The organism is Allomuricauda ruestringensis DSM 13258 (assembly GCF_000224085.1).
Lineage (GTDB): Bacteria > Bacteroidota > Bacteroidia > Flavobacteriales > Flavobacteriaceae > Flagellimonas > Flagellimonas ruestringensis.
Genome location: NC_015945.1, coordinates 3293446 through 3320162, shown reverse-complemented (window position 1 = coordinate 3320162; position 26717 = coordinate 3293446). Strand labels below are relative to the sequence as shown.

Sequence of the window (26717 nt, the reverse complement as noted above, 5' to 3'; positions counted from 1 at the left end):
ACACCAGACCGTTGGCAGTAATTCAAAATGACAGAGAAATCCAAAACTGAAATAAAATTGAACCACCTAAGCGGAAAACAAATATTGATATGGACAAGTATCTTGACACCTACTCTCTTGGTTGTATCAATCTTCTTCATGGGCGGTGGACATGGAACTTATTTCTTTGGAAAATTATTTTATCCAGTTCCTATGATTATTGCAGGAATGAATGATAGAATAACGGATTTAGCCGCTTGGATAGCTGTGCTTCAAATTCCTATTTACGGATTATTGCTGTATTCGGTAAGACATAAAAAAAGGAAAATAGTGGGTCTTGGAATATTCCTGATTCATATTTTATTATTTTTTTTTGCAATGACCGTAGCAAGTGGATTTGATTAAAAAGAAATAAAAAACTACTGCCAACATGGTGTATAGCCAATAGGGCATTTAGTAATAAATTGAAAGTCCTGTTCTTTGAGCAGGCAACGCCAAAACAAAGTTTTGACGTTTAACAAAAAGAAAATTAAAAGTAAAAACGTTTGTTTTGGCTTGGTGGTAATCCGAAAGTGAAGTGCTTTGAATCTGCCCTACTGTCCATACACAGACCGTTGTAAGGCATTTGAAAAATGAACAAAACACTGAAATTCATATCATTAATTTTAATTGGAGTATTAATCCTTACTTCTTTCGGACTTCAAAACGAACCGAAAATACTTTTTCATAAAATTAGATTTACTGCTTCATCTGTAGAATTAGAAAAATGGAATATTAAAGATACCACAGGAACTGCTTTTGTTATGGAAACCCTAGATAATTATGGAAGAACAAAAGAATTAAGGTTTTACAATTGGAAACATCAATTGGATTGGGCTGGTTCTGGATTTTATGGTGGCTCAATTATAAATTACGATTACGAGAAAAATAAAATAATCGAAACGTTTTTTAGCTCTGACAATGAAATTGCAAATGACTTTAAAACTTCAGAAGTACCATATCGCCACATATATTTTTTAAATGACAACAATCAAATTGTTGACTTAAAGCAGATTTATAAAATTGACTTTGAATGGACAAAGGAAAGTTTTGAGGAAACAATTAAACATTTAGAATTTTACAAAAACTATCCTGACGAAGGTTCGGATTTGCATAATGTATTTGGATATAGTTATGGATTTGCCAAAATGAATGGAATTAACCCGAAAAGAAAAAAATAAAAAACGCCTTACAACACCGTGTAAAAAACATTGCTTATTTTAGTTAAACTGTTTGGTCGTTGCCCGTTTGCCAGCTCTGATTTTCCTGCGGAAAATCCTCGCACCCAAACACGCAACGTTCCTTACACAAAAACGTTACCTGCAATTTAAAAAAAAACGACATTGCTTCAATTCAACCACAAGGAATTAAATGAAAAAAATAAAAATATACGGAGCAAGACAGAACAACTTAAAGAACCTAACATTAGAAATTCCTAAAAACAAAATTACTGTCTTTACCGGAGTTTCCGGTTCAGGAAAATCATCCTTGGTTTTTGAAACGATTGGTGCAGAAGCACAGCGACAAATCAACGAAACCCAAAATAGTTTCGTTAGAAATCGGTTAATGCGTTTTGGAGTAGCTGACGTTGATAAAATAGAGCATCTGAATGTTCCAGTTATCATCAACCAAAAACGATTAGGTGGTAATGCTCGTTCTACCGTAGGTACGGCAACGGACATTTATGCCTCATTACGACTACTTTTTTCGAGAGTAGGCAAACCATTTGTCGGTTACTCAAATGTTTTCTCGTTCAACCATCCACAAGGAATGTGTCCGACTTGTAATGGCTTGGGTTATGTAAGCAGTATCGATACACAAACATTGTTCGACAAATCCAAATCATTGAACGAGGGAGCGATACGGTTCCCTACCTTTCAACCCGATGGTTATCGTTGGTTTCGCTATGTAAATTCAGGGTATTTTGACAACGATAAAAAGTTGAAAGACTACACAGAAAGAGAATGGGATTTATTGCTTCACTCGGAAGAGCACAAACCCAAGAACCCTTCAAAGGATTGGGGAAAGACGATGCAGTATTTGGGAGTTTTACCTCGAATTCAAAGGGATTTCCTCAAAAAGAACTCAAAAGAAGAAAAACTTCGTAAAAAGGAGTTATGCAAAATCATTTCGACAAAAGTTTGTCCCGATTGTACAGGCAAAAGGTTGAACAACAATATTCTGTCCTGCAAAATCAAAGACAAGGACATTGCCGATTGCACCTCTCTTTCCATAGATGACTTACTGTCATTTATCCAAACAATCCCTTCCACAACTTACGAAACCGTCTTGAACGAGCTGACAAAAAAGCTGACCAATTTAGTAACAATAGGTCTTCAATACCTAACATTGGACAGAGTTACCACTACCCTTTCAGGTGGCGAATCGCAACGGATTAAGATGGTACGACATCTTGGGAACAGCTTGGAAGATTTGCTATACATATTCGATGAACCGAGCATTGGTCTACATCCAAAAGATTTAGACAATATTTCGCAAATCATTGAGCAAATAAAAGCAAAAGGTAATACAGTTCTTATCGTTGAACACGACCCAGACTTGATAAAGTTAGCTGACCACGTTGTGGATTTAGGCCCACTTTCGGGTGTAAACGGTGGCGAAATTGTTTACCAAGGCAATTTTGAAGATTTGAAAACATCCAAGGGAAAGACAGGACAATATTTTTCCCTTTCAAGACAAATCAATCAAAATCCAAGAGAGATTAGTGAAACCATAAAAATTACCAATGCCGATTTATATAACCTCAAGAATGTTTCAGTTGAAATTCCAACAAACGTTCTTACTGTCGTAACAGGTGTTGCAGGTTCAGGCAAAAGCACACTTATCAGTAAAGTGTTGCCAAAACAATTTCCTCAAGCAAAGATTATTGACCAATCGCAAATTAGAGGTAGTTCAAAGTCCAATTTATTGACCTATTTAGGTGTCTCTGACAAAATAAGACGTTTGTTTGCAAAAGAAAATAATGTCAGTATCAAACTTTTTAGCAGTAATAGTGAGGGAGGTTGTGAAAATTGTAAAGGTCTTGGAATAGAAAAGATAGATTTAGCTTTTATGGATGATATTGAAGCACCTTGCGAAGTATGTGGCGGAAGTGGGTTTAAACCACAGGTTTTAAAATATACCTACCAAAATAAAAATATTGTAGAGGTTTTAGACTTAACCACATTGGAAGCAAGGTCTTTTTTTGACCAAAATGATTTTGCGCCAGATTTTGATTTATTAATCGACTTGGGGTTGGACTATTTAAAATTAGGTCAGCGATTAAACGGCTTTTCGGGAGGAGAAAGACAGCGATTAAAACTAACAAAGGAGATTGCCGATGAAGATAATTTAATCGTGTTGGACGAGCCAAGTACAGGATTGCATCCGTTCGATACCAAAAAGCTAATGACAATATTGAACAAACTTGTAAACCAAAACAATACGATTATTGTCATTGAGCATAATTTAGATATTATTTCACAAGCGGATTGGATAATTGACGTTGGAGAGGGAGCGGGAAAATATGGTGGAAAAGTAATATTCGAGGGAAAAGTTGAAAAACTTCTGAACCATAAAAAGTCAGCGACAGCGGAATATTTACGACAATACTTGGGAGTGTAAATCTTCAACTAAAAGTGGACTGAACTTGGTCTAAAGTTAAGTGATGGTTTTGTTATCTTCAAGGCTAGCCTTGAAGATGGATTCATTAACCATTTAAATCACTTAAAAATGACAAAGAAGAAGAACACGGAATCAATCGTAAAGGACATCAAGAGAAAGACAAGGCGGAAGTTCTCCGCCGAGGAAAAGATCCGCATCGTGCTTGAAGGGCTCAAAGGGGAGGAATCGGCATCCGGCATATGCAGGCGAGAGGGAATCGCCCCTGCCCTGTACTACCGTTGGAGCAGGGACTTTTTGGAGGCCGGGAAGAAACGCCTGATGGGCGACACCATGCGTGAGGCCAATACCAGTGAGGTAAAGGAACTCCGTGGGGAGAACTCCGAGCTCAAGGAAACGGTGGCCGAGCTATTGCTCCAAAACCGGGTGCTCAAAAAAAGTACCAATGGCTTAGGGTAAAATGGAGGAAGTATATGCGATTTACCCAACAGGAGAAATACGAGATCATAAGGCTCGTGGAGACATCTGAGATAGGCGTGAACAGGACATTGAAGGAAACAGGGGTCAACAAGAGCACCTTCTACAATTGGTACGGCAAGTACCTCGAAGGTGGCTTTGATGGGCTTGCCCCGAGCCAAAGGGCCAGGAACACCTATTGGAACAGGATCCCCGACAAGATTAGGTCGCAGGTCGTGGAGATGGCTCTGGACTTTCCGGAGGAATCCTGTCGTGGACTTGCCTGTAAGATGACCGATGAGCGGGAATACTATATCTCCGAGAGCAGTGTTTACCGTATCTTGAAGTCCAAGGGGTTGGTGACATCCCCAGCCTTTGATACCATTGCCGCTTCACAGGAGTATAGGGACAAGACCCAAAGGGTACACCAGATGTGGCAGACGGACTTCACCTATCTGAAGATCGTGGGATGGGGCTGGTACTATCTCTCGACCATTTTGGACGATTACAGCCGTTATATCGTACATTGGGAACTCTGTCCCTCGATGAACGCAGGGGATGTGAAGAAAACGGTGGGAAGGGCACTGGAAAAGGTGTCGCTGCCCAAGGGGCAAATGCCAAGGCTCCTGTCGGACAACGGTCCCTGTTACATCAGTGGCGAACTGAAGGAGTTCATAAAGAAAAAAGAGATGGAGCATATCCGGGGAAAACCGAACCATCCCCAGACGCAGGGCAAGATAGAGCGTTACCACCGTTCGATGAAGAACATCATCAAACTGGACAACTACTATCTACCGGGGGAACTCAAGGAAAGGTTGGAAGAGTTCGTGGACTATTACAACAATAGGAGATACCACGAATCATTGGACAACCTGACGCCGGCAACCGTATATTTTGGATTGGACAAAAAGATATTGGAAAACCGTAAATTGATAAAGAAAAGAACGATGCTCAAAAGAAGGAAAGAGCACCAAATTCAAAAGTTGAAACTATGACTTAACTTTGGACTGGGCCAGTTCAGATTCGTTTGAAGACGTACAAGCAAGAAGAATAAGAATAGAGCACTTGTTGACGGTAAAGAATATCTGTGGTGGGTATTTGATGAAGTTGATCAGACGGAATTTGATGGCATTCAAATTAAAGCTGTTTGTTCTGACCAATCGCACTTCTTTAAATACGGATTGCAACAACAAGAAACTGACCGAAAATTGGTAATAGCACTAAATAATTACTCGAAATTGGTTCATTTATCATCTCCACCGAGATTCGAAAATGATGAAGGGATAATTACAAAAAGTGGAATTATAAGAATGATAAAATGGTGTAAAAGTGGAGATCATCAAATTCAATATGCTTTGGACGAGATGAATAATGACTTGACCACTGAACAGAAGAAATCACTGCTAAATGAATTGCTAGAAAGAATAAACTAAACACAACAAAAAATAAACGACATTAAAACGACCGTTTATTCAGAACGTTGGCAAACATTTGAAAAAGACCTTGTAACAACATCTAAACTAAATAGTCTTAAGTGAAAAGGTTTAAAAAATGGAATTAAAAAAATTACAAAAAATAGGCGGAATATGTGCAATTCTTGAAGCTCTAATTTACATTTTTGCATTCATTGTTTATGGCGGAATATTAGTTTACCCAAATGCAAACGCTAGTGCAGTCGAACAATTGAATTTCCTAAATGACAATTACCTAACATTATCAATACTTAACCTTATTAGCTATGTGCTATTTGGCATTATATTGGCAGTTTTGGTTTTAGCAATTCATCAGCGATTAAAAAACCACTCACCAATCTTCTCGAATTTGGCTTCAATTTTTGGAATAATTTGGGTCGGCCTAGTTATCGCTAGTGGAATGATAGCAAACATAGGCTTAAATTCTGTACTTGCAATTGGAACTAAAGAACCAGATAATGCGATGTTAGTCTGGTCTAGTGTAAGTGTCATCTCTGAAGGACTAGGTGGTGGAAACGAAATCGTTGGCGGAATATGGGTATTATTACTAAGTATTATAGCCTTTAAAGGACAAATATTTTCAAAACCATTGATTGTTATTGGAATTTTAGTCGGAATAGCAGGAATTTTAACAATATATCCCTTGGAAATATTCACGGAAATTTTCGGAATTAGTCAAATAATATGGTTCGTATGGGTTGGAATTTTTATGATTCGTAAGCCTACAATTATTCATAACGACTTAAAAGCAGTAAGCAGACCGTAGGGAAAAACGATTTGCCAACAACGTATATAAAACATAGCTATTACAGGCTTTCCGAGAGGTTTGTGTGTATTTGCAAAGACCGCCAAATTTTTTAATTTGGCTTTTTGAGAAATTAAGATAAAAGAAAATTAAAAAATTCGGCTCGTGCATAATCCGAAAGTTTAGCATCTATAAACACGCCACTAATCATACACAAAACCGTTATGCACAAGCATGGAACAATTCAAACTAAGTTAGCCAAACTAGTATCTCTATAATGCAATACCCAACGACACCGTGTCTTTCAAAATATATTAAACACTATCTAGTGTTTGATATTCCCTCAAATGGACAAAAAAGATATAGACACTTTTCCAATGGTCATAATGGCATAGTTCTTACCTTAAAAAAAGAAGAATTCGTCTCAATAAACTCTAAAACTACATTACCAGAAACTTTTGTATTTAAACAAATTTCGGATAATCAAGATTTCTATATAAGCGGAGCTACTTCAATAGTAATTGTATTATTTCAGCCTTTTGGGTTATATAACTTAACAGGTATTCCTGCAAATCACTTTGTCAGTGACTTTGAAGATTCTTCTTTAATTTTTGGTAAAGAAATTTTAAAACTTAAAAATCAGTTACAATCAAGTTCTAATTCAAACGAAGTTATTAATCATTTGAATTCTTTTTTTACTCATAAAATAAAAAGCAATAATCCGCTTATAAATCCTTTTCTTTCCAATTCGATTCAACTTGTTCATAATAAAAAAGGAGATATATCAGTCAATGACCTTTGTGCTCAGATAGGGGTTACGGAGAGAAAAATGCAAAGAATGTTTTCTAAACAAATTGGTGTTTCTCCAAAAAAGTTTATTTGCAATATTAGATTACACCATTTTTTAAGCCTCTTAAGAAATGAAAAAGGTTTTCTTTCTTTAACTAATTTAAGCCTACAAGCTGGTTACTATGACCAAGCCCATCTAATCAAAGAATTTAAGAAAATCGTAGGTTTTGCACCTTCTAAGTATCAAAAAACAAAACGTCTCGCAGTTAATTTAATTGAGTTCTAATATTCCTCATTGTCGGGTTTGTCCAATTTTAATTTGAATTCAATTCATAGTTTTGATTTCAACAATAACTCAACTTCACATTAAAACATGAACATATCAGTAGCCCAATTTGAACCAAAGGACGGTGATAAAGCCTATAATCTATCGGTAATCAAAAAACTTGCGGAAAAAGCAAAATCCAAAGGAGCTGACTTAATCAGTTTTCATGAAATGTCGATTACGGCCTACACTTTTACCAAAGACTTAAGTCTTGAAGAAATAACGAACTTGGCAGAAGAGGTACCTAACGGAAAAAGTACACAAGAATTGATTGCTATTTCCAAAGAATTGGACATTCCAATTTTGGCTGGTCTTGTAGAAATATTTGACGGAAAAATATACAATACTTATATCTGTGTTACTGGAGAAGGACTAATTGCAAAATACCGAAAAATACATCCTTTTATTAGCAAATATATGTCTGCTGGCGATAAATATTGCGTATTCGACCTACTTGGTTGGAAATGTGGAATTTTAATCTGCTATGACAATAACGTAATCGAAAATGTTCGGGCAACGAGCCTTTTGGGCGCGGAATTAATTTTTGCCCCCCATGTTACGGGCTGTACACCATCCGCAATGCCACATCGAGATTATGTAGCCGATAAATATTGGCGAAATCGCGAAGACGACCCAGTTTCGTTACGAATGGAATTCGATGGCCCCAAAGGCAGGCGTTGGTTAATGCGCTGGCTACCTGCAAGAGCTTATGACAATGGAGTTTACTATGCATTTACAAACCCGATTGGTTACGATGGCGAGCACTTAAAAAATGGCAATTCGATGATTATTGACCCTTATGGTGAAGTTTTGTCCGAAATAAAATCCTTTGAAAATGATATTACAATTTCAAAAATAACAAAAGATAAAATTCAACTCTCAGGAGGATGGAGGTACAAGAATGCAAGAAAACCAGAACTGTACAAAGATATAATTGGCAAAGACCATAAATCGGAAACAACCCCCGTATGGATGAAAGAAAAAAATAATAGAGATTGAAAAAATATCTATATTAAACTAATCAGAACGGCTTCAGTTTTACCATGGACAAAAATCCCCTCACAAGGAAAGTCCATCATAAAAAAAATTACTCACCCATGGCTGCTGCAACGGCAGCCGAAAGTCTTTTGTAGGTTCCATTTTCCAAACGCTCCCTAATGGCGGAGAAAGCATCAAGTGTCTCCTCGATATCTTTCATGGTGTGTGTCGCTGTAGGAATCAAACGAAGTAAAATCAATCCTTTTGGAATTACAGGATATACCACAATGGAGCAGAAAATTCCGTGATTTTCACGTAAATCCTTCACCAAGGCCATAGCCTCTGGAATACTACCGTTCAAATAAACAGGAGTAACGCAACTTGTTGTGGTTCCTATATCAAATCCACGTTCTTTCAATCCATTTTGAAGCGCATTCACATTCTCCCAAAGCTTTGCTTTAAGTTCGGGCATGGTACGTAGCATGTCAAGTCGCTTAAGCGCTCCTTTAACATAAACCATGGGCAATGATTTAGCGAACATTTGAGAACGTAGGTTGTATTTTAGGTATTCAATAATTTCTTTATCTGCAGCCACAAAAGCGCCAATACCCGCCATAGATTTGGCAAAAGTGGCCAAATATACATCAATTTGATCCTGTACGCCTTGCTCCTCTCCTGCTCCGGCACCTGTTTTGCCCAGTGTTCCAAAACCGTGGGCATCATCCACCAAAAGTCTAAACAGGTACTTTTTTTTGAGTTCCACGATTTCTTTTAGGATTCCCTGCTCACCACGCATACCAAAAACACCTTCGGAAATCACCAAAATACCACCACCGGTCTCATTGGCCAATTTAGTGGCACGTTCCAAGTTTTTCTCCAAACTATCTGGGTCGTTGTGCTTAAAGGTAAAACGCTTGCCCATGTGCAAACGAACACCATCTATAATACATGCATGACAATCCACATCGTAAACAATGATATCGTCCTTGGCTACCAAAGCGTCGATAACCGACATAAAGCCTTGGTATCCAAAATTCAATAAATAAGAAGCTTCTTTATGGACAAATTCCGCCAATTCGTTTTGCAACTGTTCATGATAATCGGTATGGCCGCTCATCATTCGGGCCCCCATTGGGTAGGCAGCTCCGTGTTCCAAAGCTGCTGCTCCGTCCACTTTCTTTATTTCAGGTAGGTTTGCGAGACCCAGATAGTCATTGATACTCCACGTTATCACGTCTTTCCCTTGAAATTTCATTCTGTTGGAAATAGGTCCTTCCAATTTTGGAAAAACAAAATAGCCTTCAGCCTGTGAGGCCCATTTTCCTAAAGGTCCTTTGTTCTCAATGATTCTATCGAATAAATCTCTCATCTACCTTAAATTTGATTCAAATGCAAAAGTATAGATTTTTATGAACCTCGCATAACGAAATGTTCAGATATAAAAAACGACAATGAAAAACATTGCCGTTCTATAGGTATTATAGGGTATTGGTTTATTTAATATACTTGATTTCCTCTGGTACTTCAGCATTTTGGATATCGAAAAAGCCTTGGTTTTCCATCCATTCGTTGCTGTACACCTTGCTCATATACCTAGAACCATGGTCTGGGAACACCACAACAACATTGCTGTCCTCGGTGAACTCTCCTTCGGTGTTCAATTGATATAATGCCTGAGTGGCGGCACCACTGGTGTAACCTGCAAAAATACCTTCGGTATGAGCCAATTTACGGGCCATGTGGGCACTTTCTCCATCAGTTACCTTTATGTACCTGTCAATAGTGTTAAAGTCCGTAGCTGCCGGAATCAGGTTTTTGCCCAATCCTTCAATTCGGTATGGGTATATCTCATTGTGGTCAAATTCTCCGGTTTCGTGATATTTTTTCAATATAGACCCATAAGCATCTACCCCTAATATTTTAATATTTGGGTTCTGCTCTTTTAAATAACGGGCAATGCCCGATATAGTCCCTCCTGTTCCGCTACAAGCCACTAAATGGGTGATTTGACCATTGGTCTGTTCCCAGATTTCGGGTCCTGTGCTGGAATAGTGGGCATCAATATTTAACTCGTTAAAATACTGGTTGATGTAAATTGAGTTCTCAGTTTCGCTGTGCAAACGTTTGGCCACTTCGTAATAAGAACGTGGATCGTCCGCGCTAACATGGGCTGGACAAACATATACGTTGGCTCCCATGGAACGCAACATATCAATCTTGTCCGGGGATGATTTTGAACTCACGGCCAAAATACACTTATAGCCTTTAACAATACTCACCATGGCCAAGCTAAAGCCTGTATTGCCAGATGTGGTCTCGATAATGGTGCTACCCGGCTTAAGAAGCCCTTTTCGCTCGGCTTCCTCAATAATATGAATCGCAATTCTATCTTTTGAAGAATGTCCGGGGTTAAAGCATTCCAGCTTAGCATAAAAATTTCCGGTAAGTGGGGCGGTAATTCTGTTTAGCTTAACTAAGGGGGTACTTCCAATTAGGTCTAGGATATTGCTGTGCGCATTTATCTGTTTCTTCATAACTGGTATTAGGTAGGTAACAATCTTACTTTAATAAGAAAGTTATTCCATGCAAATGTAACATTTTTTTTTAAAGAGCTTTTCCCTCAAGGTCTAAAATAAACGCGTATTCCTTAGCGGTTTCCTTCAAAGCTTCAAATCGGCCCGAAGCTCCACCATGACCAGCGTCCATATTTGTATCCAAAAACAATAGATTGTCGTCGGTTTTATATTCCCTCAATTTGGCCACCCATTTGGCCGGTTCCCAATATTGTACTTGGGAGTCGTGCAATCCGGTGGATACGTACATATTTGGGTATGCCTTGGCTTCTATATTGTCATAGGGGGAATACGATTTAATGTAATCGTAATATTCCTTTTCGTTTGGATTTCCCCATTCGTCATACTCTCCTGTGGTCAACGGAATGGTATCGTCCAACATGGTGGTTACCACATCAACAAAAGGAACTCCCGCGATTACTCCGTTATATAGTTCCGGTGCCATATTAATGACAGCTCCCATCAAAAGTCCACCAGCAGAGCCACCCATGGCATATAAATGTTCTGGGCCAGTATATTTCTGATCAATCAAATACTTAGAAATATCGATGAAATCAGTAAACGTATTTTTCTTATTGAACAGTTTGCCGTCCTCGTACCAAGGCCTTCCCAAATATTCTCCTCCTCTCACATGCGCAATGGCATATATGAATCCCCTGTCCAATAAACTCAATCGGATAGACGAAAAGTAAGGGTCAATAGTGGCTCCATAAGATCCATAGCCATATTGTAGCAACGGACTTGTGCCATCCAAAGGGGTATCTTTATGGTAAACCAAAGAAATAGGTACTTTTTTACCATCTCTGGCTGTTGCCCACAAACGTTCTGTTTTGTAATTATCCTTATTGAACTTACCTCCCAAAACCTCTTGTTCTTTTTTTATGGTCTTGGTCTTGGTCTCCATGTTGAAATCGATGATGGAATAAGGCGAACCCAATTCGTTGTAGTAGTATCGGAGTTCCTTTGTGTCAAAATCAAGGTTGACGGATGGTCCTGCCACGTATGTTTCACTATCAAAAGGCAGATAATAGCTATCGGAACCGTCCCATTTGGCGATCTTCATTTGGTTGAGGCCATTATTACGCTCTGTTAGCACATAGTAATCCCTAAAAATCTCCACATCTTCCAACAAAACATCTTCCCTATGCGGTATAAATTCTTCCCAATGCTCCGAGGTGGTGTTGTTCTCATCGGTTTTCATCAACTTAAAGTTGGTGGCCTTGTCCTTATTGGTCAAAACATAGAAGTCACTTTCAAAATGAGAGATGCCATACTCCACCCCTTTTTCTCGTGGGGAAAACACTTTAAACTCGCCCTCGGCATCATCTGCATTCAAAATTCTATATTCTGATGTCAACGTGCTACTGGATCCGATTACGATATATTTTCTGGATTTGGTCTTGTAAACAAAGGTGTTGTAGGTGGAATCCTTTTCGTGAAAAACCAATTCATCTGCATCCGATGAAGTTCCCAGCACATGCTTAAATATTTTATCGGAACGTAGGGTAACCGGATCTTTTTTGGTGTAAAACAGCGTTTTGTTATCATTTGCCCACACAGAGCTTCCTGTGGTATTTTCAATAATATCAGGAAAAATTTCACCAGACTTCAAGTTTTTAACCTGAATATTGTATTGCCTTCTGGAAATGGTATCCGTTCCAAACGAAGCCATGGTATTATCTGGACTAATGGAAACACCCCTCATGTTAAAGAAATCGTGACCTTGTGCCATTTTGTTGCAATCGAACAACAACTCCTCTTCAGCATCCAAAGTTCCCTTTTTTCTGGAGTAAATCGGGTACTCTTTGCCCTCCTCATATCGGGTAATGTACCAGTACCCATCCAATTTGTAGGGAACAGACGAATCATCTTCCTTGATCCTGCCCTTCATTTCCTTAAAAAGTTTCTCTTGAAACTCCTTGGTATGGGCGGTCATTTTTTGATAGTACTCGTTCTCGGCATTCAAATAATCAAGAACCTGCTGGTCCTCCCTATTGTTCATCCAGTAATAATCATCAATTCTAACATCGCCGTGTTTCTCTAGTTGAGTTGGATGTTTGGGTGCTACCGGGGGAGCTATACTCATGGATTCGTCTTTGTTGTTTTTGCAAGCGGTCGCAAAAATAAGGCATAAAACCAGAATAGAAACTCTTGAAATAGTTTGTTTCATAGGTTTGTGTTTATGCCAATTTACTACTTTTGACATTACGTTTGATAAATATTAATGTTTTGCTTGTTCTGACGGTAGTCCGACAAGCCTAAAATTTAAAGATATGTTTGGAGATCTTATGGGAATGATGGGTAAACTAAAGGAGACCCAAAAAAAGGTTGAAGCCACAAAGGAACGGTTGAACACCGTGATGATTGACGAAGAATCTACCGACGGATTACTAAAAGTGACACTCACGGCCAATCGTGAAATAAAATCCATTGCTGTGGATGATTCCCTTATGGAAGATAAAGAGCAATTGGAAGATTATCTTGTGCTTACCCTAAATAAAGCCATTGAAAAGGCTACCAAAGTAAATGAAGCTGAATTGGCTGCTGTGGCCAAAGAAGGTATGCCGAATATTCCCGGTATGGATGGTTTGATGAAATAAAAACACCCCTAAAGTCCCCTTAAGGGGGCGGTTTTAAACTTGTCAGGTCGAGCGTTTCCGAAGGAAACGTATCGAGAACACCATGTCGTTTTAAGGCAATAAAAAGTAACTACAACTTAGACTTCTCGATACAATTTTGGCTTTACCAAAACCACTCGAAGTGACATTAATTTTAGCTTTTGTCAGTTCGAGTGCGAAGCGTATCGAGAACTAATTACTTCCAAAATTTTTCTTAGATAAATTGGGAAGTTTGTCAAATTCGCCTGCTATCAAGGCTTCCTTTTTCTTTTTGGACCATTTTTTTATCTGCTTCTCGGTTAGAATAGCTTTGTTAGGGTCTGTAAATTCACAATGATATACTAACTGCAAAGGTCTTCGGTAATATGTATAACTATTTTTATGTTTACCATTTTGATGTGATTCTAATCTTTCTATTAAATCGGAAGTTATTCCAGTGTAATAAGTATTATCCGAGCATTTTAAGATATAAACAATGTAGGTTCTCATAGGGATTGTCCATTGATTGATTTTTTGTTGCAATTTGGGTTTCACCAAAGTTACTGAAATTGGCAATTCATATAAAAAATGTCAGTTCGAGTGTTTCCGAAGGGAACGTATCGAGAACTCTTCTCTGCAATCCATTTTCACGACAAAGACCGAATCACTTCTCGATACAATTTTGGCTATGCCAAAACCACTCGAAGTGACATTGTAGCTATATTTTGTCAGTTCGAGTGCGAAGCGTATCGAGAACTACATGCTATTATCCAATACTTTTCAAAACTTTTAAGAAATGCTGATGCATCGCATCGGTATAGTCCAAATGGGTAACAATGCGCAATTTTCCCTGCCCCATCCCTATGATGGATACCTGATTTTTGGTCAATTGCTCTAAAAATGCCTCAGATGATATTTTGTTCTCATTTATTTCAAAAATGATGATGTTGGTCTCGATGGGTTCCACTTTTTTAATGAAATCCAAGGATTGAAGCACCTTCCCTATTTCTTGAGCTTTCTTGTGGTCTTCTGCCAATCGTTTCACGTTGTTTTCCAAGGCATAAATCCCTGCTGCGGCCAAATAACCGGACTGACGCATGCCACCTCCAAAAATTTTACGGATTCGCAAGGCTTTATCAATATCATTTTTACTACCCAAAAGCACAGAACCCACAGGGCAGCCCATACCTTTGCTTAAACATACGCTGATGCTGTCAAATAACTGTCCGTAGGCTTTTGGGTCCTCGCCTTTTTTTACCAAAGCGTTCCAAAGTCGGGCACCGTCCAAATGATATTTTAGATTGTGCTCATCACAGACTTTTCGGATTTTTTTCAACTCTTCAAAATCCCAACAGGCTCCACCTCCTTTGTTCGTGGTGTTCTCTATGCAGACCAAAGAGGTTAATGGACTGTGGTAAAAATCTGGTGGATTAATTGATGCTTCGACCTGTTCTGCGGTCATCATACCTCTATTGCCATCCACCAATTTACAGGAAACCCCACTATTAAAACTTACTCCTCCCCCTTCGTAATTGTAGACGTGCGCATATTTATCACAGATCAACTGGTCGCCAGGCTGGGTGTGGATTTTTATAGCTGTTTGATTGGTCATGGTGCCACTAGGGAAAAATAGGGCAGCTTCCACGCCAAAATACGTAGCAATTTTGGATTCCAATTCGTTTACCGTAGGGTCGTTCTTAAAAACATCGTCCCCTACTTTAGCATTCATCATGGCCTCCAACATTCCAGCCGAAGGTCTTGTGACAGTGTCACTTATTAAGTTTATCTCCATAAAATAGTTTAATCCATGCAGTCCATACCAATGGGCGACCCATCTGGGATTTCGGAAACTGGAATAAGTTTGAATTCAGAAGGCTTTTTCATAAAAGCATCTATTCTCTTGACCATTTCAACCGAGATGGCATTTTTACCGTCACCTAACAATTGTATTTTCAAATTATTCAAAGATTCATTGGCAATGGCGTTTACTTGCGGGTATACATCGTTGTGTGCTGCCAAGTTCATAATGTGGTAAAGCACCCTAAAATTGATGGTATGCTGCACCTCTTCCTCGTAATCATCTCGGTGCGATAAATCAAAAGTACCTTTTATGGTTTCGTCCAATACTTCTTTTAGACCCATTTGACCTTTATCCAAGCTTTTTTGCTGAACCAGTCTAGATGCGCGCTCTGGGTGCAACAACAATTCCAAGGTCATATCTGCAGCAGTTTCCGCAACGGAAAGGGCATCAAAACTTACACCTGTTCTTCCTTTAAAAGATTCCCTGGAACGGCTAAAACCGATTGCGCGCGGTGGAAAAAGATTCAATTTGTCCTTTGGAACCGCAATCACCTCGGCATCCAATGTTTTGAGGATGGATTCCATTGCTGCTTCCTGTATAGCTTCATTTACAGGCTTCACAGGAGTTTGACCTCCATCTTTCACTGCATAATTATAATCCAAACCGCCAATAACTTTGGAAACCGCCTCGGTCTGGTATCTGTGGAAGAAATACAAGGGTACAAACACATCTTCCAAAACGGAATAGGCTTCGCCTGTCCTGATATTATCAATGGAAAAGTTTTCGATGGCTTTTTTTCTTATTTCTAACATGCTCTCCAATTCTTGACTGGCACTTTTTCCATTGTCCCACAAATGGGCCAATGCATGTGCACCACCTTTAGGGCGGGCATCTTGATCGGAAATATAACGCAACCCATCGTCTTGGGCTTTCTTCAAAATAGTATTCAACGCCTCTTGCTCGTTGGTTCCACTTGGAAAATCGGAGTAGGCATAGGCTACGGTTACCTTGTCCCATTCACCTATACCAGTATCATAGGCATTCTTAAAATTGATTTCACCTCCATCCAACTCAAATTGCGGGTGCGGATAATCCATCACAGATGCTTTATTGTTGGTGCTTGCCGCAAAATTGTGGGCAAATCCAAGGGTATGACCTATTTCGTGTGCGGAAAGCTGACGGATTCTTGCCAAGGCCAATTCTAACATGGGCTCGTAATTATTGTCCCTTTCTTCAAATGGTTGGTTCATCAAGGCTTGGGCAATCATAAAATCCTGACGGATGCGAAGACTTCCCAAACTTACATGGCCTTTTAAGATTTCTCCTGTTCTTGGGTCAACTATACTGGCCCCATAGCTCCATCCTCTTGTGGAACGGTGCACCCATTGTACCACATTGTAACGCACGTCCAAAGGATCGGCATCATCTGGCAACATTTTCATTTGAAAGGCATTCTTGTACCCTGCTGCCTCGAACGCTTGGTTCCACCATTTTCCACCATCCAATAGGGCTGAACGGATAGGTTCCGGGGTTCCATTATCCAAATAATATATAATCGGCTCAACAGCTTCGCTCACTTCGGCGTTGGGGTCCTTCTTTTTTAAACGGTGTCTTCTTATAAATCTTTTTACCAAGGATTCTTGTACCGGTGTGGCATAATCGTAATAAGAGAATGGGTATCCCCCACTTCGAGGATCAAAAGCTCTTTTCTTAAAGTTATCGTCCGGAAGTTCAATCAATGAATGGTGCTGGGCCACTGTGACCAAACTTGCTGTTGGGGAGACCGAACGAATCCATGCGCCCTCTGGTTCCCCTTTAAAGGTAAGGGTTACATCAAACTCCACATTTTTAGGAAATGCTTTTGTGCGATCAAACGCCAAGGCACTTTTGGATTTGTCCAAGCTGTACGAACCTTGTTTGGCTCTCTTTAATCGGTTGGAAACCCCATGGGCGTCGCGCATTAAAAAATCAGTGAAATCTATAAGGTAACTACCCTTGGATTCCTCTTCAATTTTAAACCCTTCCAAGATAGATTTGGCGAAGGCCTGTTCCACGGATTTGCTTTCAAGTTCGTTGTCCGTAATAGCCCTAAATTCAAGATTGGGCTGTACCAAAAGCAATTTAGTTCCCGCTTTGCGGAAAAAAACCACTTGCTCGTTGCCCAGCTGCCCGCGATCAAGGCCAATATCGTTGCTACCGATACCACTGCTTAGTGCATATACGTATAGAAATTCTTTTTCGAGCTCATCTACCTGAAGATAGATTTTGTCGGTTGAATCGTCGTAGAAAAAATTGAAATAGCCATTGAATTTCTGGAAGTCTTTAGCTTTTTCAAAGGTTTGCGCTGCCAATGAGGCGCAAACAAAATAAAACAAAGTGATGAGCGTAGTTGTGTTCTTCATAATCTGGTTGAAATATTGTCCTTAAAAATATGGAATTCATTTTACATTTCGATATAAGATGTTGGACATAAGATTAAAGGCTCCCGTCCGCAATAGATGAATCAAGATTAGATATAAAACTATGGCTTCGGTTATTGTAATTGGTGTTTGGTGCTCGATGTCGGAAGTCCGAAGTCCGAAGTGGTCTCTTATCTCCTGTCTCTTGTTATTTTCTCTCTGCTCTTTTTCCTTTTTGACACAAATTTCACGAATGGCCATGAATGCTTTTGTACTTGAACTTGATGACTGCCAACTGTGTACTGCTACTGCCTACTCTGTTACTCTGCTATTTTGTAGTCTATAGTCGGAGGTCAGAAGTTTGAACTTGAACTTGATACCTGAACTTGATACTTGAACTTGTCTTTTTCCAAGGTCATGTGCAGAAAGAAACTTATTTTTACCCCAAAATACAATACATGGTAACCACAGATCAGCAAAAAGATCTTATTGAGCGCCTTGGTGCGTTAAGGAGGTATCTTTGACATTGATGCCAAACTTATTGAGATAGAGAACGAGGAAGAAAAAACTCTTGCTCCCGGTTTTTGGGACAATCCACAAGAAGCCCAAAAGCAAATGCAGTCCATTAAATCCAAAAAGAATTGGGTAGCAGATTTTGAGGAAGCCAAAACATTGATTGGTGACCTTGAGGTGCTTATGGAATTCCAACAAGCTGGTGAAGTTTCTGAAGAGGAAGTGAGCAAACAGTTTGAAAAAGCCCAATTGGCCATAGAAAAATTGGAGTTCCGCAATATGCTTTCGGACGAAGGTGATGAGCTAACGGCAGTGCTTCAAATAACTGCAGGTGCCGGTGGTACCGAAAGTTGTGATTGGGCCTCTATGCTTATGCGCATGTATATGATGTGGGCCGAAAAGAATGGCTACAAAATAAAGGAACTCAATTACCAAGCGGGCGATGTGGCAGGGATTAAAACCGTTACCTTGGAAATTGAAGGCGAATATGCCTTTGGTTGGCTCAAAGGAGAGAATGGTGTACACCGTTTGGTGCGCATCTCCCCTTTTGATAGTAATGCGAAAAGGCACACTTCCTTCGCCTCCGTTTATGTGTATCCGTTGGTGGACGACAGTATCGAAATTGAGGTGAATCCATCCGATATTGAGATTACCACAGCACGTTCCAGCGGCGCCGGAGGGCAAAATGTAAACAAGGTAGAGACCAAAGTACAATTGGTGCACAAACCAACAGGAATCCAAATTTCTTGTTCCGACTCCCGTTCGCAGCACGACAACAGGGCCACGGCCGTGAAAATGTTGAAGTCGCAGCTGTACGAAATCGAGCTTCGGAAAAAACAAGAGGCCCGTGCCGAAATAGAATCCTCCAAAATGAAGATTGAATGGGGCTCACAAATTAGAAACTACGTGATGCACCCCTATAAATTGGTTAAGGATGTTCGTACCGGAGAGGAAACCGGAAATGTGGACGCTGTAATGGACGGTGATTTGGACGCATTTTTAAAAGCCTATCTTATGATGATGGGACAAAAAGAAGAACAGGAATAACACGATAATCATGATTAAAATATACCACAATCCACGATGTAGAAAGTCCAGGGAAGGATTGGCGATTTTGGAAAAATCCGGAAAAGATTTTGAAGTTGTAAAATATTTGGACGATGTTCCCAGCAAAGAAGAGCTTAAAACCTTAGTTGAATATTTAGGAATTTCCCCAATAGATTTGGTACGTAAAACCGAAGCCATTTGGAAAGAAAAATTTAAGGGTAAAACCTTAACGGATGATGAAGTGATTACGGCCATGGCGGAAAACCCTAAATTGATTGAGCGGCCTATTGTTGTAAACGGTAAAAAAGCAGTTGTGGGTAGACCTCCAGAGAATATTTCCAAGTTGCTATAATTCTGATATACAGTTACATTTAACAACGAAAACAAACATAAATGAATCCTAAATATTATATTTAGCCCATGAAAAGTACTCAAACCCTCTTCGCAATAACCCTTTTTATCGGTATGTTGGCCATTAACGATATGGTTGCCCAGTACGGATACGGATCTCCCTATGGATATGGTTCTCGCGGCATGTATGGACGAGGACGTAGCTATGTGCCACAAGCAGGTCCTGTGGACAATCAAAAAGAGGAAACCCCGCCAACTGCGGAGGAATTAGTGGACGAACAAATGCCATCCATCACGGAGGCAATAGGCTTGGACCCTTTTGAACAAGCCGTAGTACGCACTTCATTGGTACAGTCCGTGCAACAACGTATAGAGCTTCAAATCTTAGAACTGGAACCTCTTAAAATGAAAGAGGAAGTCGAGAAAATTAAACGACGCCAAGACGCCGAATTAAAGGCAGGTCTTCCAGAAGATAAATACGAAGCCTTTATGGAACTCCAAGAGAACCACTTCAAAGCAAAAAAGAAAAAAAAGAAGAAGAAAAAGAAGAAAAACAGAGATTAACAATTCTTTAAGGTCATTCGCAGGTTCAATTGCGTTGTTGGGGGACTTATATTTCGTAGCCTCCTTTTTTCCTTCAATTTTTGCAGCGTAAAAATCAAACTATGCAAAGGATTATTATCCCGTTGTTGCTATTGACCCTGACTACTTTTAAAGGGATGGCGCAACAAGACCAAAAACCTATAACTATTACAGGTAAGGTGGTTGACTCGGAATCTGGACAACCATTGGAATATGCGACATTTGTGTTGCAAAATACAGATTACCCGGACAAAGTCACTGGCGGAATCACTGACCTCTCTGGTAATTTTGAGGTTGAGACCACTCCTGGCACTTATAATATTAGGGTAGAATTTATTTCTTATAAAACATACTCCCAAAAAGGACAAACGTACAATTCGGATACCAATTTAGGTTCTATTACTTTGTCCCCAGATGTTGCCCAGCTTGCAGAAGTTGAGGTAGTAGGTGAAAAAACCACTGTTGAGGTCCGTTTGGACAAAAAAGTGTATAACATTGGAAAAGACATTACTACAAGTGGTGGTAACGTTAGCGATGCATTGGGAAATATCCCTTCTGTTTCCGTAGATGTTGAGGGGGGCATTAGCTTAAGAGGGAACGATAATGTTCGTATCCTGATCAACGGAAAACCATCCGCATTGGCCGGTTTTGGTTCCACCGATGTACTGCAGCAACTACCTGCCGATGCCATAGAAAAGGTGGAGGTAATTACCAGTCCTTCTGCCCGTTATGATGCCGAGGGTACCGCAGGTATTTTGAACATTGTGCTTAAAAAGGAGAAGACCTTGGGCATCAATGGTTCTATTAACCTAACAGGAGGAATCCCTTTTAATGCTAGAGCCACCACCAACTTTAATATCCGAACTGAAAAGTTCAACATTTTTAACACCCTGGGGTATTTTCACCGAGAATCTCCAGGGGGCGGTTACAATGATAATACCTATCTATCCGAACAAAGTGAATTTGATAGAATTTACGAAGACAGGGATATCAGTAGAAACGATGATGGTTTCAATATAAATATTGGTATGGAGTATTTCCTAACCGAAAAATCCTCGATTACAGGTAGCTTCTTCTATAGATGGTCAGATGAAAATGATTTGACCGAAAATGACAATCAACGGTTTTCTGATGGAAGCATCAACAGTAGGACCTTTAGAACAGAAGATCAAGCAGAGAAAGACAACAGCCGACAGTTCTCTTTTAATTACACCAATAACATTGATGATGATGGGCAAAAACTAACTGCTGATTTTCAGTATTCCTACGATAATGAGGATGTTTTGACCGGTATTCGGGAAGATCGTACTGTGCCCAGTGATAGTTTGATTGCACTTGAAAACATTTACGAAAAACAAAAACAGGACGATATTCTGGCTCAGATTGATTACGTTTTGCCCATGGGCGATGCACAGTTTGAGGCGGGTTACCGAGGTACTTTTGAAAAAGAGGTAAACGATTACCAGTTGGACACCCTAGATCAAGGGACAGGTAATTTCATCACCAATCAAGATCTTACCAATATATTTACCTATCACGAAAACGTGAATGCACTTTACACCCAGTATGGGAACAAGTACGGTAAATTTTCCGTGTTACTTGGCTTGCGTTTGGAAAATACGGAATTGAGGGGTGAGGTAGATGCCAGTATAGATAGCCACGCTTTGGAAGAACTTGTGGGGGAAGATGTTGACCTTAATTTTGATAAAAACTATTTAGGACTTTTCCCAACAGTCAACCTTGTTTACGAAATTTCGGAAACCCAAAACATTTCGCTTGGTTACAACAGGAGGATAAACAGACCAAGGGGCTGGTTTATCAACCCATTTCCATCCAGATCTAGTAGGACAAACGTTTTTCAAGGAAATCCAGACTTGGACCCGGCCTTTGCCAATGCTTTTGACCTTGGCTACATGAAGAGGTGGAAAAAGATAACCTTTACGTCTTCTGTTTACTATCAACGTGAAACACAATCTTTTGAGTTTATTACCGAAAATACGGGTCAATTTACTTCGGATGGTATCCAGATCATTAGAAGGGTTCCCATAAACCTATCCACCAACGAGCGTATCGGTGCCGAAGCAGGTGTAATGTACAACCCTACAAAATGGTGGAGAATGAACGGTAGTTTCAACTTTTTTACTTTTTCTTCGGATGGAACATTTAACGGGGTCGATTATGGAACAACCAATTCCAGCTATTTTGCCCGTTTGAGCTCCAAGTTTACATTGCCTGGAAAATTAGAGCTTCAGGCCAACTCCTTTTATATGGGCCCAAGGCAAAATGCCCAAACAGAATCCGATCCAATGTTCTCGCTAAACTTAGCGATAAGCAAAGATCTTTTCGATGATAAGGCTACACTATCATTAAATGCCAGTGACTTGTTCAACTCCAGAAAGCGACGGTCTTTTACACAAACACCTACATTTACATCGGACAGTGAGTTCCAGTGGAGACAAAGACAGGTAAACTTATCCTTTATTTATAGGTTTAACCAACCTAAGGAGCAACGCCAAAGGGGCGGACAACAAGGTCCTGGTGACGATGATGGCGAAGGACAATACTAAGACTAACAAAAAAGCGAGTTTCCCCGAAACTTAAATTAAAAAGCAGCCGTTCGGCTGCTTTTTTTATGCTTTACGTAATTTGATTTTAAACAAGACAAAAAAATTAGTTCTCAACCGAATGAAAAACTAATCTTAAACATAGCCTTAAACAGAAAAGAAGCCAATTGGCTTCCTTTTGTATATCTTTTTATTCTTCTAATTGGGCACGTTTGGCCTCTTTTCTTTCTTTAAACATTTCCCTTAGGTTACCGATCAACCAATAAGGTACTACAAAGGTCAATAGGAATATCATCAACCAAAAACCGATTGTCAAAATTGTTAGAAAAGCTAAAAAACCTAAATATTGGTCAAATTCAAACATCTTTACTCCTTTTGTTTTAACAAAGATACTTTCTTCTTGTCAAAAAAAACAAATACAGGGACAAAAAAATGTATTTATCCTGGTTAACTACCATATAAATACCCTATATCCTACCTTTGTATGACAAAATTTTAAACTATGAGCTTTAGGATTGAAAAAGATACCATGGGCGAGGTAAAAGTACCCGCCGACAAATATTGGGGCGCCCAAACCGAACGTTCCCGCAACAACTTTAAAATTGGTGCTCCGGCATCCATGCCCTTGGATGTAGTATACGGATTTGCCTATTTAAAAAAAGCTGCTGCCTATACCAATCACGAGCTAGGTGTGCTGAGCCAAGAAAAAAGAGACCTTATTGCCCAAGTTTGTGATGAAATACTTGAAGGGAAACATGACGACCAATTTCCTTTGGTAATTTGGCAAACAGGTTCCGGTACACAAAGTAATATGAATGTGAACGAAGTGATTGCCAACCGTGCTCATGAAATTGCTGGAAAAAAGATTGGTGAAGGCGAGAAGGCCATCCAACCGAACGATGATGTGAACAAGAGTCAATCTTCTAACGATACCTTTCCAACAGGAATGCACATTGCCGCTTACAAAAAAATTGTAGAGGTTACCATCCCAGGGGTGGAACAGCTACGAAACACTTTGCAGAAAAAATCCCAAGAATTTAAGGATGTGGTTAAAATTGGTAGAACCCACTTGATGGATGCCACTCCACTGACCTTGGGCCAAGAATTTTCGGGCTATGTTTCACAATTGGACCATGGACTTAAAGCCTTGAAGAACACGTTGCCCCATTTGAGCGAACTTGCGCTTGGTGGAACCGCTGTAGGTACTGGTTTGAATACCCCAAAAGGATATGATGTGCTTGTTGCAAAATATATTGCTGAATTTACAGGAAAACCATTCATTACAGCAGAAAACAAGTTTGAAGCATTGGCCGCGCACGATGCCATTGTGGAAAGTCATGGTGCTCTGAAGCTATTGGCCGTTTCTTTGAACAAAATCGCCAACGATATCCGTATGATGGCTTCTGGTCCACGTTCCGGTATTGGGGAAATTATAATTCCTGCCAACGAACCTGGGAGTTCCATTATGCCGGGCAAAGTGAACCCCACCCAATGTGAAGCCTTGACCATGGTTTGTGCACAGGTTATGGGCAATGATGTTGCTATTTCCGTTGGTGGTACACAAGGGCATTACGAGCTTAACGTTTTCAAGCCCGTTATGGCAGCCAATATTTTGCAATCCGCCCAATTAATAGGGGATGCTTGCGTAAGTTTTGATGTAAATTGTGCTGCTGGTATTGAGCCAAACCACGAAACCATCAAAACCTTATTGAACAATTCGTTGATGCTGGTTACTGCGTTGAATACGAAAATCGGTTATTATAAAGCTGCCGAAATTGCAAATACAGCACATAAAAACGGTACAACCCTTAGAGAAGAAGCCATTAACCTTGGTTATGTAACTCCTGATGAATATGATGAGTGGGTTAAACCAGAGGATATGGTAGGTAGCCTTAAATAGTTTATTGCATTTAAAAACATAAAAAATGCCCGACCAAAAATTGGACGGGCATTTTTATTATGGTGATAGTGTGTGTTCTATTTCAATTCGAAGCTGGAAGTGCCCAACAATTTCAATTTGTTGTCATAAACATTTACCATGTAATTCCCATCTTGGAAATCACCACTAGGCTTGTTTATGTAATCACATACGTCCAAAGCATCGTTTTCATAGTAAAAGTTGGTTCCTTTACTATAAGTAAGAGAGCTTCCTTCTTCAGTAGTTTTTGTAAGACCTTCACCTAGTACGTTACCTTGTGGGCCAAGAACTTCGATATAAAACTCTCTGTCACCAGCCTCGGCGATTGTATTGTTGGCAATGGTAAAACATACTTTAAATTTATCAGTGGCCCTAGCTCTTCTTGTAGAAACCAATTTACCACTGTTTCTTTCTTTAATGGCATCAACACTAATAGTGCTTAGGTTAAGGGCAGAACCTTTTTCAACGGCATCGGCCAATTGTGTGTTCTGGATAATCAAAGAATCGTTGAATACTGTTTGTTGCTCCAATTCGGCAAAAGTGCTGTCTCTTTGCATGGCCAACAAGCTGTTGGATTGCGTCAAGGAATCAACTTGCTTCAATAGTTCTTCTCTTTCAGCTTTAAGAACGCTCACTTGTCTTCTATAACGAGAAAGTGTAGCGATGTCAGCTTTCATACTGCTAACGGAATCGATATACTTTGCGATGTTATCCCTAGCAGCAACCAATTCTTCGTTGGTAGCGTTGCTTTCCAAAATAGCCTTGTCGTATTCAGATTTTAAGCTGTTCAAATCCTCTACAACCAATTCTTTCTCTTGAGTAAGGGCTTCTGTGGTTGCTTTTTTATCTTGATAAAGACTAACAGTGTAAATAATGGTTCCCAAAAGAACTACACCCAACAGACCAGCAACTACCTTCAATCCGTTATTGTTATTTTTTGTTTCAGTCATAACTTTTTGTTTTAATTGATTCTCGTTTAAGGTTATTAATCAATCGTATTTGGTTTATATACGCATCAGATTTGTGTTTGGATTATTTGATTTAAAATAATGTTCACAAAAAATTACTATTCTGCCCTTTATCCCCTATTTTTAGAAGGATTTAAAAAGATAGACCATGAAAAAAAATATCATTCTAACAGTTAGTGCTTCTGTCTTGTTGCTTGTTTCGTGCAAGCAAAAAGCAGAAAAACAAGAGGAAACTGCCGAAGCAGAAGAAACTACTATGAAAGTTGAAGCTCCAGCAGCAGCCGAAATTACCCCTATTGAACATGCAACAGCTGTAATTGAGTGGAACGGAATTACCATTTATGTAGATCCTGTTGGCGGCAAAGCAGCTTTTGAAGGACAAAAATCACCAGACATAATTTTTATTACCGATATACATGGCGATCACTTTAATCCAGAAACCTTAAATGAATTAGATCTTGAAAGTGTCCAGATTATTGCCCCCGACGCGGTAAAACAACAAATGGAGGAAAACCTATCTTCCAAGACTACCACAATAAAAAATGGTGAAACAAAAGAAATAGCTGGTTTCTCCGTAAAAGCTATTCCTATGTACAATCTTCGTGAGGAAGCCAAAGACTTTCATGTTAAAGGAAGGGGCAATGGTTATGTATTTACTTTTGGTGATGAGCGCATTTATTTTTCCGGTGACACAGAGGACATTCCTGAAATGCGTTCCTTGGAAAATATTGATAAAGCTTTTGTTTGCATGAACCTACCTTATACCATGACGGTAGAAAGCGCTGCCGATGCCGTATTGGAATTTAAGCCGGCTGAAGTTTATCCATATCATTTTAGAGGAAGACCTGATGTAAGCGATGTTGAAAAATTCAAAACGATTGTGAACGAAGGTGATTCCAGCATTAATGTTGTACAATTGGACTGGTATCCCAACGATGATTTTTAGGTACATGAAATAATTACCTAATTTTGTCGTTAGAACAACAAACTTAATAACCTA

Annotated in this window: 21 protein-coding genes and 1 pseudogene; 14 read left to right on the top strand and 8 right to left on the bottom strand. The window is 39.5% G+C overall.

Annotation, left to right across the window (positions count from 1 at the left end; translation table 11 throughout):
* Positions 1–27: 27 nt before the first annotated feature.
* From MURRU_RS14940 to MURRU_RS14900, 7 genes and pseudogenes are all read left to right on the top strand, one after another.
* Positions 28–384, top strand: a complete 357-nt coding sequence (locus tag MURRU_RS14940; protein ID WP_014034311.1) for a hypothetical protein — start codon at positions 28–30, stop codon at positions 382–384.
* Between the two features lie 227 nt (positions 385–611).
* Positions 612–1199, top strand: coding sequence for a hypothetical protein (locus tag MURRU_RS14935; protein WP_014034310.1), 588 nt, complete (start codon positions 612–614; stop codon positions 1197–1199).
* Between the two features lie 190 nt (positions 1200–1389).
* Positions 1390–3642: an ATP-binding cassette domain-containing protein gene (locus MURRU_RS14930; protein WP_014034309.1), complete on the top strand. Its 2253-nt coding sequence runs from the start codon at positions 1390–1392 to the stop codon at positions 3640–3642.
* Between the two features lie 108 nt (positions 3643–3750).
* A pseudogene (locus MURRU_RS14920) lies at positions 3751–5090 on the top strand (IS3 family transposase).
* A gap of 556 nt (positions 5091–5646) precedes the next feature.
* Positions 5647–6333, top strand: a complete 687-nt coding sequence (locus tag MURRU_RS14910; protein ID WP_014034308.1) for a DUF4386 family protein — start codon at positions 5647–5649, stop codon at positions 6331–6333.
* A 256-nt stretch (positions 6334–6589) separates the two neighbouring features.
* The gene (locus tag MURRU_RS14905) at positions 6590–7387 is read left to right on the top strand and encodes a helix-turn-helix transcriptional regulator (protein WP_014034307.1); all 798 of its coding nucleotides are present in this window, start codon (positions 6590–6592) and stop codon (positions 7385–7387) included.
* 87 nt (positions 7388–7474) lie between these two features.
* Entirely contained in the window at positions 7475–8425 is a 951-nt protein-coding gene (locus tag MURRU_RS14900) for a nitrilase family protein (RefSeq protein ID WP_014034306.1), read from the top strand.
* Positions 8426–8513: 88 nt separating this feature from the next.
* Here MURRU_RS14900 and MURRU_RS14895 read toward each other — a convergent pair whose 3' ends face one another.
* The 3 genes from MURRU_RS14895 to MURRU_RS14885 all read right to left on the bottom strand — a co-directional run bounded on the left by MURRU_RS14895 (position 8514) and on the right by MURRU_RS14885 (position 13147).
* On the bottom strand, positions 8514–9773 hold the full coding sequence (locus MURRU_RS14895) for a cysteate-C-fatty acyltransferase (RefSeq protein WP_014034305.1): 1260 nt from the start codon (positions 9771–9773) through the stop codon (positions 8514–8516).
* Positions 9774–9897: 124 nt separating this feature from the next.
* Positions 9898–10938, bottom strand: coding sequence for a cysteate synthase (locus tag MURRU_RS14890; RefSeq protein ID WP_014034304.1), 1041 nt, complete (start codon positions 10936–10938; stop codon positions 9898–9900).
* Between the two features lie 70 nt (positions 10939–11008).
* A complete protein-coding gene (locus tag MURRU_RS14885; RefSeq protein WP_014034303.1) occupies positions 11009–13147 on the bottom strand; it encodes a S9 family peptidase in 2139 nt (712 codons plus the stop codon).
* 103 nt (positions 13148–13250) lie between these two features.
* On the opposite strand from MURRU_RS14885, the gene MURRU_RS14880 reads away from it, so the two are divergent.
* Positions 13251–13577 carry a YbaB/EbfC family nucleoid-associated protein gene (locus tag MURRU_RS14880; protein WP_014034302.1) on the top strand — a complete coding sequence of 109 codons (327 nt, stop codon included), beginning with the start codon at positions 13251–13253 and terminating at the stop codon, positions 13575–13577.
* A 210-nt stretch (positions 13578–13787) separates the two neighbouring features.
* Here the strand turns inward: MURRU_RS14880 and MURRU_RS14875 are convergent, their stop codons facing one another.
* The 3 genes from MURRU_RS14875 to MURRU_RS14865 all read right to left on the bottom strand — a co-directional run bounded on the left by MURRU_RS14875 (position 13788) and on the right by MURRU_RS14865 (position 17777).
* Positions 13788–14084: a GIY-YIG nuclease family protein gene (locus MURRU_RS14875; RefSeq protein WP_014034301.1), complete on the bottom strand. Its 297-nt coding sequence runs from the start codon at positions 14082–14084 to the stop codon at positions 13788–13790.
* Between the two features lie 256 nt (positions 14085–14340).
* Positions 14341–15366 carry a threonine aldolase family protein gene (locus MURRU_RS14870; protein ID WP_014034300.1) on the bottom strand — a complete coding sequence of 342 codons (1026 nt, stop codon included), beginning with the start codon at positions 15364–15366 and terminating at the stop codon, positions 14341–14343.
* 8 nt (positions 15367–15374) lie between these two features.
* Positions 15375–17777, bottom strand: a complete 2403-nt coding sequence (locus MURRU_RS14865) for a zinc-dependent metalloprotease (RefSeq protein ID WP_014034299.1) — start codon at positions 17775–17777, stop codon at positions 15375–15377.
* A 455-nt stretch (positions 17778–18232) separates the two neighbouring features.
* On the opposite strand from MURRU_RS14865, the gene prfB reads away from it, so the two are divergent.
* From prfB to MURRU_RS14845, 4 genes are all read left to right on the top strand, one after another.
* Positions 18233–19334 (top strand): peptide chain release factor 2 gene (gene prfB / locus MURRU_RS14860; protein ID WP_014034297.1). Its coding sequence is split into 2 segments (ribosomal slippage): positions 18233–18295 and positions 18297–19334, totalling 1101 coding nucleotides; the frame shifts between segments, so codons are not numbered across the junction.
* 10 nt (positions 19335–19344) lie between these two features.
* On the top strand, positions 19345–19686 hold the full coding sequence (gene arsC, locus MURRU_RS14855; protein ID WP_014034296.1) for an arsenate reductase (glutaredoxin): 342 nt from the start codon (positions 19345–19347) through the stop codon (positions 19684–19686).
* 68 nt (positions 19687–19754) lie between these two features.
* The gene (locus MURRU_RS14850) at positions 19755–20249 is read left to right on the top strand and encodes a hypothetical protein (RefSeq protein WP_014034295.1); all 495 of its coding nucleotides are present in this window, start codon (positions 19755–19757) and stop codon (positions 20247–20249) included.
* Between the two features lie 101 nt (positions 20250–20350).
* Positions 20351–22834, top strand: a complete 2484-nt coding sequence (locus MURRU_RS14845; RefSeq protein ID WP_014034294.1) for a TonB-dependent receptor — start codon at positions 20351–20353, stop codon at positions 22832–22834.
* Positions 22835–23021: 187 nt separating this feature from the next.
* Here the strand turns inward: MURRU_RS14845 and MURRU_RS17985 are convergent, their stop codons facing one another.
* Positions 23022–23195: a hypothetical protein gene (locus MURRU_RS17985; protein ID WP_014034293.1), complete on the bottom strand. Its 174-nt coding sequence runs from the start codon at positions 23193–23195 to the stop codon at positions 23022–23024.
* Between the two features lie 138 nt (positions 23196–23333).
* Here MURRU_RS17985 and fumC point away from each other — a divergent pair, with 138 nt between their 5' ends.
* Complete coding sequence (fumC, locus tag MURRU_RS14835; RefSeq protein ID WP_014034292.1) at positions 23334–24731, top strand: class II fumarate hydratase; 1398 nt, start codon at positions 23334–23336, stop codon at positions 24729–24731.
* A 77-nt stretch (positions 24732–24808) separates the two neighbouring features.
* Here the strand turns inward: fumC and MURRU_RS14830 are convergent, their stop codons facing one another.
* Positions 24809–25699, bottom strand: a complete 891-nt coding sequence (locus MURRU_RS14830; protein ID WP_014034291.1) for a hypothetical protein — start codon at positions 25697–25699, stop codon at positions 24809–24811.
* A gap of 166 nt (positions 25700–25865) precedes the next feature.
* Here MURRU_RS14830 and MURRU_RS14825 point away from each other — a divergent pair, with 166 nt between their 5' ends.
* Positions 25866–26663 carry an MBL fold metallo-hydrolase gene (locus MURRU_RS14825; protein WP_014034290.1) on the top strand — a complete coding sequence of 266 codons (798 nt, stop codon included), beginning with the start codon at positions 25866–25868 and terminating at the stop codon, positions 26661–26663.
* Positions 26664–26717 lie beyond the last annotated feature (54 nt).